14 protein-coding genes are annotated in these 14214 nt (G+C 58.1%); 4 read left to right on the plus strand and 10 right to left on the minus strand.

Going from position 1 to position 14214, the window contains the following annotated elements:
* Positions 1-101: 101 nt before the first annotated feature.
* The 8 genes from QM579_RS00760 to QM579_RS00795 form a co-directional block, all read right to left on the minus strand.
* On the minus strand, positions 102-2309 hold the full coding sequence (locus tag QM579_RS00760; RefSeq protein WP_414997326.1) for a hypothetical protein: 2208 nt from the start codon (positions 2307-2309) through the stop codon (positions 102-104).
* A 324-nt stretch (positions 2310-2633) separates the two neighbouring features.
* Positions 2634-3635 (minus strand): ketol-acid reductoisomerase, encoded by a 1002-nt coding sequence (gene ilvC, locus QM579_RS00765; protein ID WP_414997327.1) that lies wholly within the window; start codon positions 3633-3635, stop codon positions 2634-2636.
* A 268-nt stretch (positions 3636-3903) separates the two neighbouring features.
* Positions 3904-4395, minus strand: coding sequence for an acetolactate synthase small subunit (ilvN, locus tag QM579_RS00770; RefSeq protein WP_183721421.1), 492 nt, complete (start codon positions 4393-4395; stop codon positions 3904-3906).
* 10 nt (positions 4396-4405) lie between these two features.
* Positions 4406-6097: a biosynthetic-type acetolactate synthase large subunit gene (gene ilvB, locus QM579_RS00775; protein ID WP_414997328.1), complete on the minus strand. Its 1692-nt coding sequence runs from the start codon at positions 6095-6097 to the stop codon at positions 4406-4408.
* A gap of 22 nt (positions 6098-6119) precedes the next feature.
* Entirely contained in the window at positions 6120-6347 is a 228-nt protein-coding gene (locus QM579_RS00780; protein WP_183721415.1) for a YdcH family protein, read from the minus strand.
* A gap of 55 nt (positions 6348-6402) precedes the next feature.
* Entirely contained in the window at positions 6403-6705 is a 303-nt protein-coding gene (locus QM579_RS00785; RefSeq protein WP_183721412.1) for a YggT family protein, read from the minus strand.
* Between the two features lie 61 nt (positions 6706-6766).
* Positions 6767-7432 carry an HAD family hydrolase gene (locus QM579_RS00790; RefSeq protein WP_414997329.1) on the minus strand — a complete coding sequence of 222 codons (666 nt, stop codon included), beginning with the start codon at positions 7430-7432 and terminating at the stop codon, positions 6767-6769.
* Entirely contained in the window at positions 7429-8316 is an 888-nt protein-coding gene (locus QM579_RS00795) for a hypothetical protein (RefSeq protein WP_414997330.1), read from the minus strand. The genes QM579_RS00790 and QM579_RS00795 overlap by 4 nt, the downstream gene beginning before the upstream one ends.
* Before the next feature lie 185 nt (positions 8317-8501).
* Here QM579_RS00795 and pdxS point away from each other — a divergent pair, with 185 nt between their 5' ends.
* The 4 genes from pdxS to QM579_RS00815 all read left to right on the plus strand — a co-directional run bounded on the left by pdxS (position 8502) and on the right by QM579_RS00815 (position 12453).
* Positions 8502-9383 carry a pyridoxal 5'-phosphate synthase lyase subunit PdxS gene (gene pdxS / locus QM579_RS00800; protein WP_414997331.1) on the plus strand — a complete coding sequence of 294 codons (882 nt, stop codon included), beginning with the start codon at positions 8502-8504 and terminating at the stop codon, positions 9381-9383.
* Entirely contained in the window at positions 9384-9962 is a 579-nt protein-coding gene (gene pdxT / locus QM579_RS00805) for a pyridoxal 5'-phosphate synthase glutaminase subunit PdxT (RefSeq protein ID WP_414997332.1), read from the plus strand.
* A 198-nt stretch (positions 9963-10160) separates the two neighbouring features.
* Positions 10161-10568 (plus strand): TraR/DksA family transcriptional regulator, encoded by a 408-nt coding sequence (locus QM579_RS00810; protein ID WP_414997333.1) that lies wholly within the window; start codon positions 10161-10163, stop codon positions 10566-10568.
* Between the two features lie 25 nt (positions 10569-10593).
* Positions 10594-12453, plus strand: a complete 1860-nt coding sequence (locus QM579_RS00815) for a lysophospholipid acyltransferase family protein (protein ID WP_414997334.1) — start codon at positions 10594-10596, stop codon at positions 12451-12453.
* Positions 12454-12479: 26 nt separating this feature from the next.
* Here QM579_RS00815 and QM579_RS00820 read toward each other — a convergent pair whose 3' ends face one another.
* Together QM579_RS00820 and QM579_RS00825 are read right to left on the minus strand one after the other, a co-directional pair.
* Positions 12480-12629 carry a hypothetical protein gene (locus QM579_RS00820; RefSeq protein ID WP_414997335.1) on the minus strand — a complete coding sequence of 50 codons (150 nt, stop codon included), beginning with the start codon at positions 12627-12629 and terminating at the stop codon, positions 12480-12482.
* A gap of 681 nt (positions 12630-13310) precedes the next feature.
* Positions 13311-14214, minus strand: a 904-nt coding sequence (locus QM579_RS00825; protein ID WP_414997336.1) for a bacteriohemerythrin, incomplete at its 5' end; no start/stop codon positions are given.

The following is a 14214-nucleotide window of genomic DNA, read 5'->3' on the forward strand; positions in this document are numbered from 1 at the left end:
TCAAGTGGACTGACTGACTCGCATTGCGGCAGCCTTCGTACAGTCCTGCCAGCAGTCAGAGCATGACACCGAGGCCTGTTCAGCCAGCAAACTATACCGGGCTATTCGTTTTCCAGCAGGCGGCCAATCTCTTCGCGCAGAATGCGGGCGGCTGCCGCTGCCGCTGCTTTTTCCACTCTGTCGTTGAAGCGGGGTTCCAGTTCGTCCAGTCTTTCTTCGACGGAATCCAGTCTGGCAGAAGTGCCCCGCACGGTCAGGTTAACCGCGTGCATGCGCTCGTCCAGCAGGGTCTCCAGCAGGGCGGGATCTTCATGCTCTGTCTGCGGCTTGTCCCCGGCCTGCGATGTGGCGGACTGAACAGCCTCGTCCGCAGCCTGGTGTGCCGCCGTTGCGGCTGCTTCTGCGGCAACCTCTGCGGCTGTGGCGGAAATAAGTTCCAAAAGGCGCTGATGCAGGGGGTGGTCTGTTGCGAAAAGATCTTCGGGTGACGACGCGTTTTTTGGTTTGTCCCCTTGCTGTTGCGCGGCGGCGCTGGCTGCTGCTTCCGCAGCGCCTTGTGCCGTGTGCAGGGCTTCGGTAGCGGTTTGCGCCACATTTTCGTGCGCAGATTGCGCCGAAGCAAGGGCTTCGTCCAGCGCGGTCTGGGCCTGCTGTGCTGTGGCGCGGGCTTCATCGGCCTCGGTGCGGGCCTGTTCAGCTTCTGCCCGTGCTTCAGCCACTGCGGATTCCAGAGCCGACACACGATCGTCTGCCTGCTGTAATTGCGCCGCATACTGGTCAAGCCGTTCCACAAGAGCTGCCATATCCTGAGCAGAAATCTGGCTTCCGCTACTGGCCGGAGCATTGCTGGCGACGCTGGCGGCGGCAGTTGCAGCCACCGCAGTGCTGCCTGCCTGATCGGGCATTTGGGCCACAGCGTCGGGCTCAACGGCAACGTTTGCATCCAGAATGTCGTCCAGATCCAGTTCGGGCGGCAAGGACACGGCCTGAGGATGGGCTTCTACGGGAGGTTCTTGATACCCGGCTGGCACGTCTTCAACGGGGGGCTGCACAGCTTCTGCCTGAGGCTCTGCTGTGCTGGTCTGCTGTATGCCCCGTTCTTCCGCGTCAGCTGCCGCCAAAAGTGCATCAAGATCAAATTCAAGCGGTTCGTCGCTTTTCGCCGGACCGGACGAAGCCGTCTGGTCTGTGCCGCTGCTCGCAGGTGCGGATTCTGGCCCATTGATGGAGGCCAGTAACATATCCAGATCGGCGGCCAGGTCAGAAACAGGGTCTGATGCCATATCTGCAGCAGGCGCTGCGGATTCGGGGGTGGTCGGCGCAGGATCTGGCGAAAAAGCGGGAGCCGGTGGCGTATCCATCATGTTTTGCGCGGCCTGCGAATCCAAAGTATCGTGGGAGGTTGCCTGAACAGGCTCCTGACTGGCGGCAGGCTGGACTTGCGTCTGGGCTGGGGCATTATCTGGCTGGTCGGCCATGATGGAATGCAGCAGAGCGTCCAGATCTTCAGTGAGGTTGTGCGCCGGAGCGGCCTGATTTGGGGCAGCCGCCTGGGGTTCCGCCGCCTGAGCTGGCGCTGCCACGCGCGGATCAGTGGGTTGGGGCTTGGCGGGCGCGGGTTGTGCCGCTGCCGGAGCAGCCTCGCGCAGCAGGGCTTCAAGCTCGTCGGAAATAACAGGCTCCGGCATGGTTCCGGCGGCCAGAAGCTCATCAAGGCCCATTGGGTCTGCCTGAGAGCCCTGTTCGGCGCTTGGGGCAAAATCTTCCGGGGTGGGGCAGGATGCACCGCCCAGACTGCCGAGCATCTTATCCACAGCGTCATCCGTGTCCTTGGGGGACGGGGCGGCGGTTTCCTGAGCTCTGGGCTGCGGGGGGATGTCGAGCGAGTTCAGAAGGCTGTCAACATCACCCATGCCTGGCATGTGCAATTCTTCATGGGGGTCTACAATATGGCCGTCAGGCATGCGCACAGGCGGAAAATCGGAGGGTATGCCGGTATTGGCGTCAGCCAGGTTGTCGGCAATTCCGCTCGCGGGCTCATCGTCAGCGTCAACACCCGGAAAGGGCATATCTGCAGTGGCATTTTCGTCCATAGAATCCATCTGCGCCAGCAGGTTGTCGATTTCTGCTTCCGCTTCGGAGTGCTGCACCTGATCATTCAGGCTGCGCATATGGCTGTGAAGGTCGGCGTTTTCTTCTACAGTGCGGCTTCCGACGGCCTCATCTGCTTCTGGAACGCTGCCTTTTTCGATAAGTTCGGTCAGGTCGATGATTTCTTCAGTATTTTCATGGGTGTTTTGGGCAGCCATGCGCGACCTCATGTGGTTAGGAACTTCGGCTACTGGGCCGGAGGGGGGCGGGATTGTCGCCTGTATGCGGTATGACGATTATTGGCCATGCCGCAGAAGCAAAATACGTGCAAAGCCACGGTTTTTCGTATCAGGTTATGAAGAAAGACGCAAACCTCTCTGCTGTGCGGCTTTACGTATTTTGAACCGAGCCAGCAAGGATTTTGGGGCTTTTAAAATTTTTCAAAGGTAACATGCTATAAAATAAAACTATTCCAAAAAAGAACCGGCCACCCTGATGGGTGGCCGGTAGAAAGGTCAAATGGCTAAACCGAGGATACGGTATTAGTCTTTTTTGTCCTTCTTGAGCCAGGACATCATGCTGCGCAGTTCCTTGCCCACTTTTTCGATCTGGTGTTCAGATTCGTTGCGGCGGGTGGTGAGGAACATAGGATACTTGGCGCGGGCTTCAAGAATAAAGTTGCGGGCGAACACGCCGCTCTGAATGTCTTTCAGCACGCCTTTCATTTCTTTTTTCACTTCATCGGTGATGAGGCGGGGGCCGGTGACGTAGTCGCCGTATTCCGCGGTGTTACTGATGGAGTAACGCATGCGCGAAAGACCGCCCTCGTACATGAGGTCGACGATAAGCTTCATTTCGTGCAGGCATTCAAAGTAGGCCATTTCGGGCTGGTATCCGGCTTCCACCAGAGTTTCAAAGCCAGCCTTGATCAGGGCGGAAACGCCGCCGCAAAGCACGGCCTGTTCGCCGAAGAGGTCGGTTTCGGTTTCTTCACGGAAGGTGGTTTCGATCACGCCGGAGCGTGCGCCGCCAACGCCCTTGGCATAGGCCAGGGCTACCTTGAGGGCATTGCCGGTGGCATCCTGATGAATGGCCACCAGGCAGGGAACGCCGCCGCCTTCGGTGTAGGTGCGGCGCACCAGATGGCCGGGACCCTTGGGAGCGATGAGGAACACGTCCACATCCTTGGGTGGCTGGATCTGGCAGAAGTGGATGTTGAAGCCGTGAGCGAACAGCAGAGCCTTGCCCTTGGTGAGGTGGGGCTTGATGTCGTTTTCGTAAACAGAGGCCTGCACTTCGTCAGGCAGCAGAATCATAATCAGGTCGGCCTGCTCAGCGGCTTCGGCAGCGGAAACAGGGGTGAAGCCGTGTTCCTTGGCCAGTTCGTAGTTGGCGCCGCCGGGGCGCTGTCCCACCACAACCTTGACGCCGGAATCGCGCAGGTTCTGGGCGTGGGCGTGTCCCTGACTGCCGTAGCCGATGATGGCAACGGTTTTGTCTTTCAGGAGATTAAGGTCGGCATCCTGATCGTAATAGACTTTCATCTGAAATTCCTTTGAGATCACTCACGGTTAAGCAAAAATTGCATTTCTCTTCACCCGAAGAGAAAGTAGGGGGCCCTGACGATGCCCCGGCGGTGCTGCTGCCTTGCGGCAGTTACGCGGCCTGGGGCGCGGTGGACGGAACCGGACATGCCTGCGCGCAGATGTGGCCCTTGGGGATAAAGGGAAAACCACCTGCGTCGCTTCCGCGCCGGAGAGGGCCTTGTGGGCCGTCGGATGCGGAAGCGGGCAAAGCCGGGGCTGATGCAGCCTAATCCGTCTTTTTGGAACGGCGTATGGCTACAGAGCCTGTGCGCGCCAGTTCCTTGATACCAAACCGCTGTAGAAGGTTGATGATGGCATCAAGCTTGTCCTGATTGCCAGTGGCCTCAATGGTCATTTCATTGGGGCTCACGTCCACCACCTTGCAGCGGAATATTTCAACGGTGCGCAGAATTTCGCCCCGCATGGGGCCTTCTGCCTGCACCTTCACAAACATCATTTCGCGTTCCACAGCGGGTATGTCCGCAAAATCCACCACCTTGATGACAGAAACGATTTTGTGCAGCTGTTTCATTATCTGCTCCAAAATCAGGCTGTCGCCTTCAGTGGTGATGGTCATGTGTGAAACGCCTTCTTCCAGGGCCGGGGCCACATTAAGCGAGTGGATGTTGAAGCCGCGGCCGCTGAACAGCCCCGCCACGCGGGAAAGCACGCCCGGTTCGTTTTCCACCAGCACGGAAAGCACATGTCTTTTGCTCATAGCCGCTCCCTTACACCAGCAACATTTCATCAAGCGCCGCACCAGCGGGCACGATGGGGTACACGTTTTCCTCACGCTCCACCACAACGTCAATAAAGGCCGGGTTAGGCGAGGCCAGAGCCTTTTCAAGCGTGGCACGCAGGTCTTCGCCCTTTTCGATGCGGTAGCCTTCAGCGCCATAGGCTTCAGCCAGTTTCACGAAATCCGGCTGGGCTTCCATATTGGTGGAGCTGTAGTTCTGGTTGTAAAAGAGTTCCTGCCACTGACGAACCATGCCAAGATGGCGGTTGTTCAGGATAACGACCTTGATGGGCAGTTTGTTGGCCACCACAGTGCCCAGCTCCTGAATGTTCATTTGCAGCGAGCCGTCGCCAGCCACGGTGATGACCTTCTTGTCGGGAAAGGCAAACTGCGCGCCGATGGACGCGGGAAAGCCGTAGCCCATTGTGCCGAGACCGCCGCTGGTAAGCAGGGTGCGGGGCTTGGTGAAGGTATAGAACTGGGCCACCCACATCTGGTGCTGACCCACTTCCGTAGCGATGATGGCATCGCCGTTGGCAAGTTCGTACAGGGTTTCAATAACTTCCTGCGGCTTGATATTGTGGTTCTTCTGGTAGCAGAGCGGCTTGCTCTTTTTCCATTCGCCCACGGCCTCAAGCCACGCGGCATGTTCGCTGGCCCAGTCTTTTCCTTCAAGCTTGGCGTCGCATATCTCGGCCATGCCTTCAAGGGCCAGGCGACAGTCGCCCACCACAGGAACCTGCACTTCCACGTTTTTGCGGATGGAAGTGGGGTCTATGTCAATGTGAACGATGCGGGCCTTGGGCGCGAAACCGGCCAGTTTGCCAGTGACGCGGTCGTCAAAGCGCGCGCCGACACACACGAGCACGTCGGCATTGTTGATGGCCAGGTTGGCCGCGTATGTGCCGTGCATGCCCACCATGCCCAGCCACAGGGGATCAGTGGCGGGAAATGCCCCAAGCCCCATGAGCGAACAGGTTACGGGTATTTGCAGTTTGCGGGCAAGGCTCGTCAGCGCATCGGCCGCATTGGACATGATGACGCCGCCGCCAGCCAGAATGACCGGGCGTTCTGCCTTGGCCAGTTCTTCCACCGAGCGCCGCAACTGATTGAGGTTGGGCTTGTAGGTGGGGTTGTAGCTGCGCATATACACATCTTCAGGCCAGACGAATTCGGCCTTGGCCTGCATGATGTCCTTGGGCAGGTCGACGAGCACGGGCCCGGGGCGGCCCGTGCGCGCCAGGTAAAAGGCCTGTCGTATGGTAAGGGCCAGTTTGTTGATGTCCTTTACCAGAAAGTTATGCTTGGTGCAGGGGCGGGTGATGCCCACGATGTCCACTTCCTGAAAAGCGTCATTGCCGATCAGTTGCGTGGGCACCTGCCCCGTAATTACTACTAGCGGAATGGAGTCGGAATAGGCTGTGGCTATGCCCGTCACCGTGTTGGTGGCACCGGGGCCTGATGTTACCAGGCATGCGCCTACCTTGCCGGAGGCGCGGGCATATCCATCAGCTGCGTGCACAGCCCCTTGCTCGTGCCGTACCAGCACGTGACGGATTTCCTGATGTCGCGGCAGTTCGTCGTAAATGTCAATAACAGCGCCGCCGGGATATCCGAACAGCACGTCAACGCCCTCTCTTTTCAGGGACTCAAGGAGAATCTGCGCACCTGTACATTCCATGACCGGCTCCTTAGCAGCCAGGCTAACCCTGTTTTTTCAGACGATCCAGGATTGCCATGAGCTGGGTTTTTCCTTCAAGCTTCTGCTTTTTCAGCTGCTTCAAGGTCTGTTCTTCAGTAGGGGTGCGAAAGGCCTTGCCTTCAAGCTTGTCCACCTGCTTTTCGTAGAGCACATGATCTTCCCAAAGGGATTTCAGCTCCGGATCAGTGGCCGCATACTTGTTTAGGAGTTCTAGTTCATGCTGATCCATAAGAAATCTCCATTGTTAGATGTTCGAACGCGGAGTCCCGCGAGTGAAACCGGTGTTACTGCATGGTCAGGGCGTACTGGGCCAGAGAGGCAACCACAATGCGGTTGAAAAGCTCAATGGACAGCAGCACGACCACAGGCGAAAAATCCATGCCGTTTGTATAGGTAAAGGGCAACCATTTGCGCACCCGGTAGAACACTGGTTCAGTGAGGGCGCGCAGGGTGCGCACTATGGGATTGTACGGGTCAGGCCGCACCCAGGTAAGTACGGCGGCGATAATGACTATCCAGAAATACAGGCTCAGCAGTGAACCCAGTATCATAGCAACAGCGCTCATAGTATTGGCCAGAACAATCATGCGCCCTCCAGCGTGGCGGTCTTTGTGTCAAAATACATCAAGGCCCCGGCGGGGCCGGGCATCATGCCAGGGCGCTGTTTTGCGGCAGGGTGTGGTCCAGAGCAACGCGCAGACCTTCATAGTCTGTCGCGGTTATTTGCCCCCGCAAAGAGCCGCTGTTAAATGCAGCAAAAACCACACCCGCCCCTTGGGCCGCTTCTTTATCGTGTTCGCTGTCGCCCACAAAAAGCACGTTTTCCGGCAGGGTTTGCCATGCTGCGCAGATGCGCAACGTGCCTTCTGGTGACGGTTTGGGGGCTGCCGTATCAGCAGCGACCACAGGATTAAAATAGGAGGGCAGGCCAAAAATGTCCAGAACCGTTTGTATTCCTTCAAGCCTGCGGTTGGTATGCACGGCCATGCGCACCTGTTTGCCCCGCAGATAGTCAATGAAATCAACAAATCCTGGTTGCAGACGCAGCATGGGCATAATATCGCGTTGATAGTTGATTACATCACTGGTGACATAATTTATCTGATTGTGCAGATGCGGCGGCACAATGTGCAGCAATGCCTGCATGGCCGTTGCCATAAAGCTGAACTTTTCCTGCTCTGGCGTCATAGGCGGCAGCTTGAAGTACTCAAGCACGCGATTGTAGAAAATGTTGTTGGATTCGCGCGAGTCTACCATGACGCCGTCACAGTCAAAGATGACCCCCGCAAGTCCATTGGTGAAGAGCTTGCTCATGATGCGGCTCTCCTTACGAGCCACAGGCGCTCTTCATCCAGAGCCAGCGCGCCTGTGGGGCGGCTTCGTCCCATTGCACGCCACGCCGGGGCGCGGGCGCAGAGCAGGGTGGCGTCTGCCGGGGCAGCATCCGCAGTCAATGCGCTGTCTGTGGACGGAACGAAATCCAGCTCTTCCAGCAGATCCTCTGCCATAGTGCCTTCGGCCAGAATCGGCAGGGCGGACGGCAGAAAATACATGGCATTGGCCGTTACCATTTTCCAGGGCGGCATAAGGCCGAGATCCAGAGAAATGGGCGCTCCCAGAATGCCCGCGCCTGCGTATGCGCCGGGCGAGGCCAGTTCATTGGCTTCATCCGCATCGGCGCTGTCAAGCCCGAGGGAGAGAGTGAAGACGCTGGATTTCCGGGCCAGCGTGCGGGCCATATCGGCCAGTTCGCCCATGCGTTCTTCCTGCAGCCAGACCCAGATAAGAGCCTTCTGGGCCTGTTCGCGCTCAATACGCAGCTTACGGGCGGCCTCGGCTTTAAGGGCAGCTTCGTTATCTGCGCCGCCGAGTTCACGCAGAAGCGCCATTTCAGAGGCACGGCGCGCCGCTCGGGGGTTGTTTGCTGCGGTTGCGCCCACAGGAAGTCCCGAAAGAGCGGCATCGCCCATCTGGCGCAAATCTTCAAGACAGGCAGCGGCTTCTCGTTGACTGAATGGGTAATCCGCCGGGCAGTAAAACCCTTGCTGCGGAATGTTTGGGAGGCCCGGCCACAGCAGCAGGGCCGCAACGGGCCCGGCCTGAGGCGCAGACGCAGCTGGGGCGTCGGCTTCCTCCACGCCGGAAGACAGAGGGCCGCGCAAAAAAGGCAGCCTTACACAGGGGGTAGGTGCGGTCATTGTACATCCTTTGGACAGAACCAGCATATCCAGAGCCGGGCCAGAGTGCAAGCCGGGTGGAGTTGCGGTTGCGATGTATTGTCAGATGATCGCATATGACATATATAGCACCCCAGCAACGCCGCAGCGTGAGCGGTAGACTGCCAACACCTCGCCGGCGGACCCGGCTCAGAAGGAGTAGAAATATGGAACAGGGCACCATCCGCCTGAAGACAGGCCTTGCGGAAATGCTGAAAGGCGGCGTGATTATGGACGTCACCACTCCCGAGCAAGCCAAGATTGCTGAAGAAGCCGGAGCTTGCGCGGTCATGGCGCTGGAACGCGTACCTGCGGACATTCGTGCCGCCGGTGGCGTGGCCCGCATGGCCGATCCCACGATCGTCAAAAAAATCATGGAAGTGGCCACTATTCCCGTCATGGCCAAAGCACGCATCGGCCACTTCGTCGAAGCCCGTATTCTTGAATCTATGGGTGTGGACTACATTGACGAAAGCGAAGTTCTTACCCCCGCTGACGACAAATATCATATCGACAAGCGCGACTTCACCGTGCCCTTTGTTTGCGGTTGCCGCAACCTGGGTGAAGCCCTGCGCCGTATCGCCGAAGGCGCGGCTATGATCCGCACCAAGGGCGAGCCCGGCACCGGCAACGTCGTTGAAGCTGTGCGCCATTGCCGTCAGGTGATGAACGAAGTGCGTATCCTTTGCGGCATGCCTGAGGCCGAAGTGGCCAATTTTGCCAAAGAAATCGGCGCGCCTCTTGAAGTGTGTCTGCTTGTGCGCAAAGAAGGCCGTCTGCCCGTGGTCAACTTTGCCGCTGGCGGCATTGCCACCCCGGCTGACGCTGCCCTGATGATGCATCTTGGTTGCGACGGCGTATTCGTGGGCTCGGGCATCTTCAAGTCCGGCGACCCGGCCAAGCGCGCCAAAGCCATTGTGCAGGCCGTGACCAATTATCAGGATTTCGCCATGCTGGCTGAAATCTCCCGCGATCTGGGCGAACCTATGGTGGGCATTGAAATTTCCACCATTCCTTCGAGTGAGCGTATGCAGGAGCGGGGCTGGTAGATGGCCGCACGTTGCGTGGGCGTTCTGGCTCTTCAGGGAGCCTTTCGTGAGCATGTAGCCGCTGTGTCCAGCCTGGGCGTGGCGGCTCGCGAAGTGCGCCAGCTCAAGGATATGGACGGCATCGACGCTATGATCATTCCCGGCGGCGAAAGCACCACTATGGGCAAACTGCTCAACGAGTGGCATATGCTGGAGCCCTTGCGGGAACGCATACAGCAGGGCATGCCCGTTTACGGCAGCTGCGCGGGACTTATCCTGCTGTGCCGCACCATTGAAAACTCCGACCAGCCGCGCCTTGGCGTGCTGGACGCGACTGTGCGGCGCAATGCCTTTGGCCGTCAGGTAGACAGCTTTGAGACTGACCTCAGCATACCTGAAGTCGGCCCTGACCCTATCCCGGCAGTGTTTATTCGCGCCCCCGTGATCATCAGTGTGGGGCCGGATGTCAAGGTGTTGGCCGAGGTAAAGGGACAGGCCGTTGCGGTTCGCCAGAACAATATTCTGGCAACGTCCTTTCATCCCGAACTGACGCCGGATACACGTTTGCACAGCTATTTTCTGAGTATGTGCGGCAAGTAGTCCCCAGCCTCTGAAATAGCCTTTCTGCTTTGAAAAGGGTGGAACGTCGTTGGACGTTCCACCCTTTGTCGTTTTTTTCCTCAATTTGCCGTCAATGTGCCGCACGATTTAACATGGCCGACACCTGTCTGCCAAACTGGGCGCGCACACTGCCTCAAGAACAACAGTTCAACCACCGGAAATTCCGGGGAGGCAGTTATGGAAACCACACTCATGCTCAAGCGGCTTCAGGACGAACTTGCCGACGAATTGCAGCGTATGGCCCAGCTGCGTGACGTTTTTCAAGCGCAGCACTTTGCCGATGAAGTAGATGCGGCCAGCCATATGGAAGCGGCCCACCTGGCGCAATGCAGCGCCCGCCGCAGCGCCCAGCGAATCCGTGATCTTCAGAGTCTTTTGTATCTCTTGCGCCACAATGGCCCCCGCCAGTGCGTCGACTGCGGCGACGACATTCCCCTGGAGCGCCTGGTGGCGGCTCCGGGCACTACACGTTGCCTCTACTGCCAGCAGCAGATGGAGAGCATGCCCAGCCCGCTGGCATCGCCCGGCGGTGCATCCGCCCCGTGGTTTGACGTCAGCGCCACACCCCAGGCTCAATTCTGCTGAACAAGACAAACATCAGGAGATCCATATGCAAGGCACCACAGAACTGCTACCCTTGGCGCCAGGGCGTGAACCTTCAGGTAGAGGCGGCCCCCGCCGTTCGCCCTTGCGCCGTCTGGCCGATGATTTGAGCCGTCAGATGCGGGCTGTGGGGCGCAGCCTGAGCGGTCTTGCCCCTCTTGAAAGGGCAGCGCAGCGTCTGCCGCTTTGTGATGCTGCCCACACCTGGGCAGCCGCCAGCCTGACGCAGCTCGATGTTGACGTGCATTGCTCCAGGGAGGAATTGGCCCGCATTCCTGCCGAGGGGCCAGTGATTTTTTATGCCAACCATCCTACAGGCGCTCTGGACGGACTTGTCATGGCGGCCCTGTGCGGGCGTGCGCGCCCGGATTTAAAAATACTTGCCAGCTCCAAACTGCTGCGCCTGCCGCAACTTGCGCCCTTGGCATCCATGCTGTTGCCGCTGGATCTTTCCGGCGAGGACAGAGCCGCCAACGGGGCATCATTGCGGCTTGCCGTCAAACATTTGCGCAAGGGCGGCGCGCTGGGTATTTTTCCCGCAGGCCGGGTAGCCCGTTGGCGTGCCGGAGCCGGCCTTGAGGAACAGGCCTGGACCACGCTATTGAGCCGTCTTGGTGAATGGCGGCGGCGGGAGAGCAGTGAAGGGGAAATACCTCGCGTTCGTTACATCCCCCTGCATGTGCAGGCCAGTGCCGATCCGCTCTTTCTTTCTGCCGCCTGCCTGCATGAAGGGTTTGCCACAGCGTTGTTGCCGCGTGTTCTCTGGCGGCAGCGTGGAAGCCGCGTGAGCCTGTATGTGGGTGAAGCCCTGCGGGAACAGCATCTGGATGGGCTTGACCACGAGCAGCGCACGCACTGCCTGCGGCTATACCGTGAATCTCTGGCGCGCGGGCGACAGCAAAATGCTGTAATCCAAGACCCGGCAAACGCAAAACGTCAGGCCCCATTGGCAGCTGGCGTGGCCCCGCAAGATTTCATGGTGGCGCTTGCGGCTCTGCCGCAAAACAGGGTGCTGGCCAGAGAGGGCAAGTACAGCGTGTACGTGCTGCACGGCAGTGAATGCCCCCTTTTGCTGGACGAAATAACCCGCCGCCGTGAAGAAAGTTTTCGCGCCCTGGGTGAAGGCACGGGCAAGGCCAGAGATACTGACCGCTATGACTGCCAGTATGAACATCTGCTGCTTGTTGACGAGGAAGCTCAATGCCTTGCTGGCGCGTACCGGGCGCGTCTGGTACGTCCTGATGAGGCCGCTGCCTGCGGTCGAAGCAACCTCTATACTGCCTCGCTTTTTCGCTATGACCCCGAATTTTTTCGCCAGTGCGGCAACGCGCTTGAGCTGGGCAGAGCCTTTGTTTGCCTTGAATATCAACGGGAATATGCACCTTTGATGCTGCTTTGGAAGGGCATTGCCCAGTTGGCGCTTCTGCGCGGTGCTCGCGCGCTCTTCGGACCCGCCAGCATGGGCCTGAACTACCGCACTCAGTCTGTGGACCTTCTGTGGCGCCACCTGCGCCTGCGCCATTGGCATGCCCCCCTGGCCGCGCTGGTTCAGGGCCGCAAACCCCGTGCTTTGCGGGGCGAGCTGCCTTTTGCCCGGCATATGGACTATAACTGCGTGAACACAGTAGTACGCCAGATGGAAAACGGGCGTGGCCTGCCCATTCTTTTCAAGCACTATCTGCAACTGGGTGGGCGCATTGCGGCCTTTCATGAAGACCGGGCCTTTGGCACTCTGGATGCCCTGCTCGTAGTGGATTTGCTCAACGCGCCAGAAAAACAGCTGCGCCGCTTTCTTGGCGAGGACGGCATGGCCGCTTTGCGCGACAGCATGTGGCACACATGCGATTGCAGCAACTATGGCGCGTGAGTGTCATTGGTCTGTTTTAACACTGTTCAGGCCGCAGCAGCATAGTCAGATTGCGATTGCCACTGTGCCGTGATGCGGCAAGGTAATGTGGATGCTGCGCCAGATTCGCAGTAGCGCCAGTGTGATGAACCGTAGACAGGCGTGCATACCGAGCGCCACAATGGCTTAAATTTCATATCTCCAGACCCTCCTCTCATCCCCCAGGTAAGCTACAGGCCGCTCCGGCAATGGTGCCGAGGCGGCCTGTAGCGATTTCAAGTATGCTGGCAGCAGTTACAGGGCTGGGTTTTGTAACTGCCATTTCTGTTTCAGCTGTGGGGGAAAACAGCGCGCTCGCGAGGTAGGCGGGGTATGAGCGCCACGCAAACAGTTATGGCGACTGATGCGCTGTATTCGCGCTGGTTGCAGGGGCCGTATGGGAGGGTTTCATTTCTGTGCAGAGAAAGTATTACCGTTTTGTTGGGGGACGCTGCTTTTACGCCCGGTGAAGGTGCTTGTTCGCGGGGTATAGGGCTGTTCATGCGTGCATTTGTCTACACGGATTTGGCTTTAGAGGTATCCCTTGGAATAGGTTAACGTTGTAATATTCTACATTTCAGATTTGTCATTTTGCCGAGAAAGGCAGTCTTTGGCAGAAGCCACGCCGCGTTGCGCCGCACTGCACTCCGTACAAAGTAACCGCTGACATTGGTGGACTTTCCGCCGCTACACAACACCTTCAAAGTGAAAAGGTGTTAATGCAGAATCCCTTTGAAATATAAGATATTCCAAAGGGATTCTGGTGGAAAAGTGATTTCTGTAGCGCGCGGCACATTCAGGCGGCACGAAAATCATTATCTGTTACATAGATAAATGTGTTAGTGGTTCTGCTCGTGTTCCAGATCTTCTTTTCTGAGATAGGGAACATAGGTGGGGTCAGTGCCCATGATATGCTGCACAAGCCAGTCTTTGAGGAAGGTCAGCAGATCCATGCTCACAGTGGCGGTGCCGGACTTGAGCTGCTCTTCAACCTCGTCCAGTTTGGCCACGAACTTTCTGTGGATTTTTACGTGCTCTGCAGCGCCCAGATAAGATGTGGAGGTGAACAGTCTCTCCTCATCCGCAAAGTGCGTGGCCGTATAGTCGCGCAATTTATGCAGGATGGCTTGCAGTTCATCAGTGGTGCGGTTGTGGGCCATAGCTGTGTACAGCTCGTTGATGTAGTCAACCAGCAGCCTGTGCTGCTTGTCGACCATTGTCACATGCAGGTCGAGTTTTGGCGTCCACTGCACGAACTTGTCGGAGGTTGCCTGCTCATAGTCGCCGGAAACCAGAGCATTGACAATCATGTCCAGCTCTTCCATGCCGCTCTGGAAGCTGAGCAGGGCAGCGGTGAAGGTTTCCATATTGCTGGCGGTCTGTTCAGCTATCCGGCGTATTTCATCAAGAGCGCCGTTGGTGCCTGTGCTGTTTTGCGACTGCTCTTCAGCGGCTCTGGCCACCAGTTGAAGGTGTTCGGCCGTTTCATTCATTGACTGAAGAATATCGTGCATGAAGGTGCCCGCGCGTGAAGCCTGCGCTGCGCCGTCCACGCTCAGCTGGGCGGCTTTGTCCACGGTGAGCACGTTACGGCTTGTTTCTTCCTGGATGGCGTGAACGGCCTCTTCCACTTCCTTGGTCGCACCCATTGTTTTTTCGGCCAGCTTGCGAACTTCGTCAGCAACTACGGCAAAACCGCGTCCGGCTTCTCCAGCGCGGGCTGCCTCAATGGCGGCATTGAGC

Source organism: Desulfovibrio sp., assembly GCF_047607245.1.
In the GTDB taxonomy this organism is placed as follows: Bacteria; Desulfobacterota; Desulfovibrionia; order Desulfovibrionales; family Desulfovibrionaceae; genus Desulfovibrio.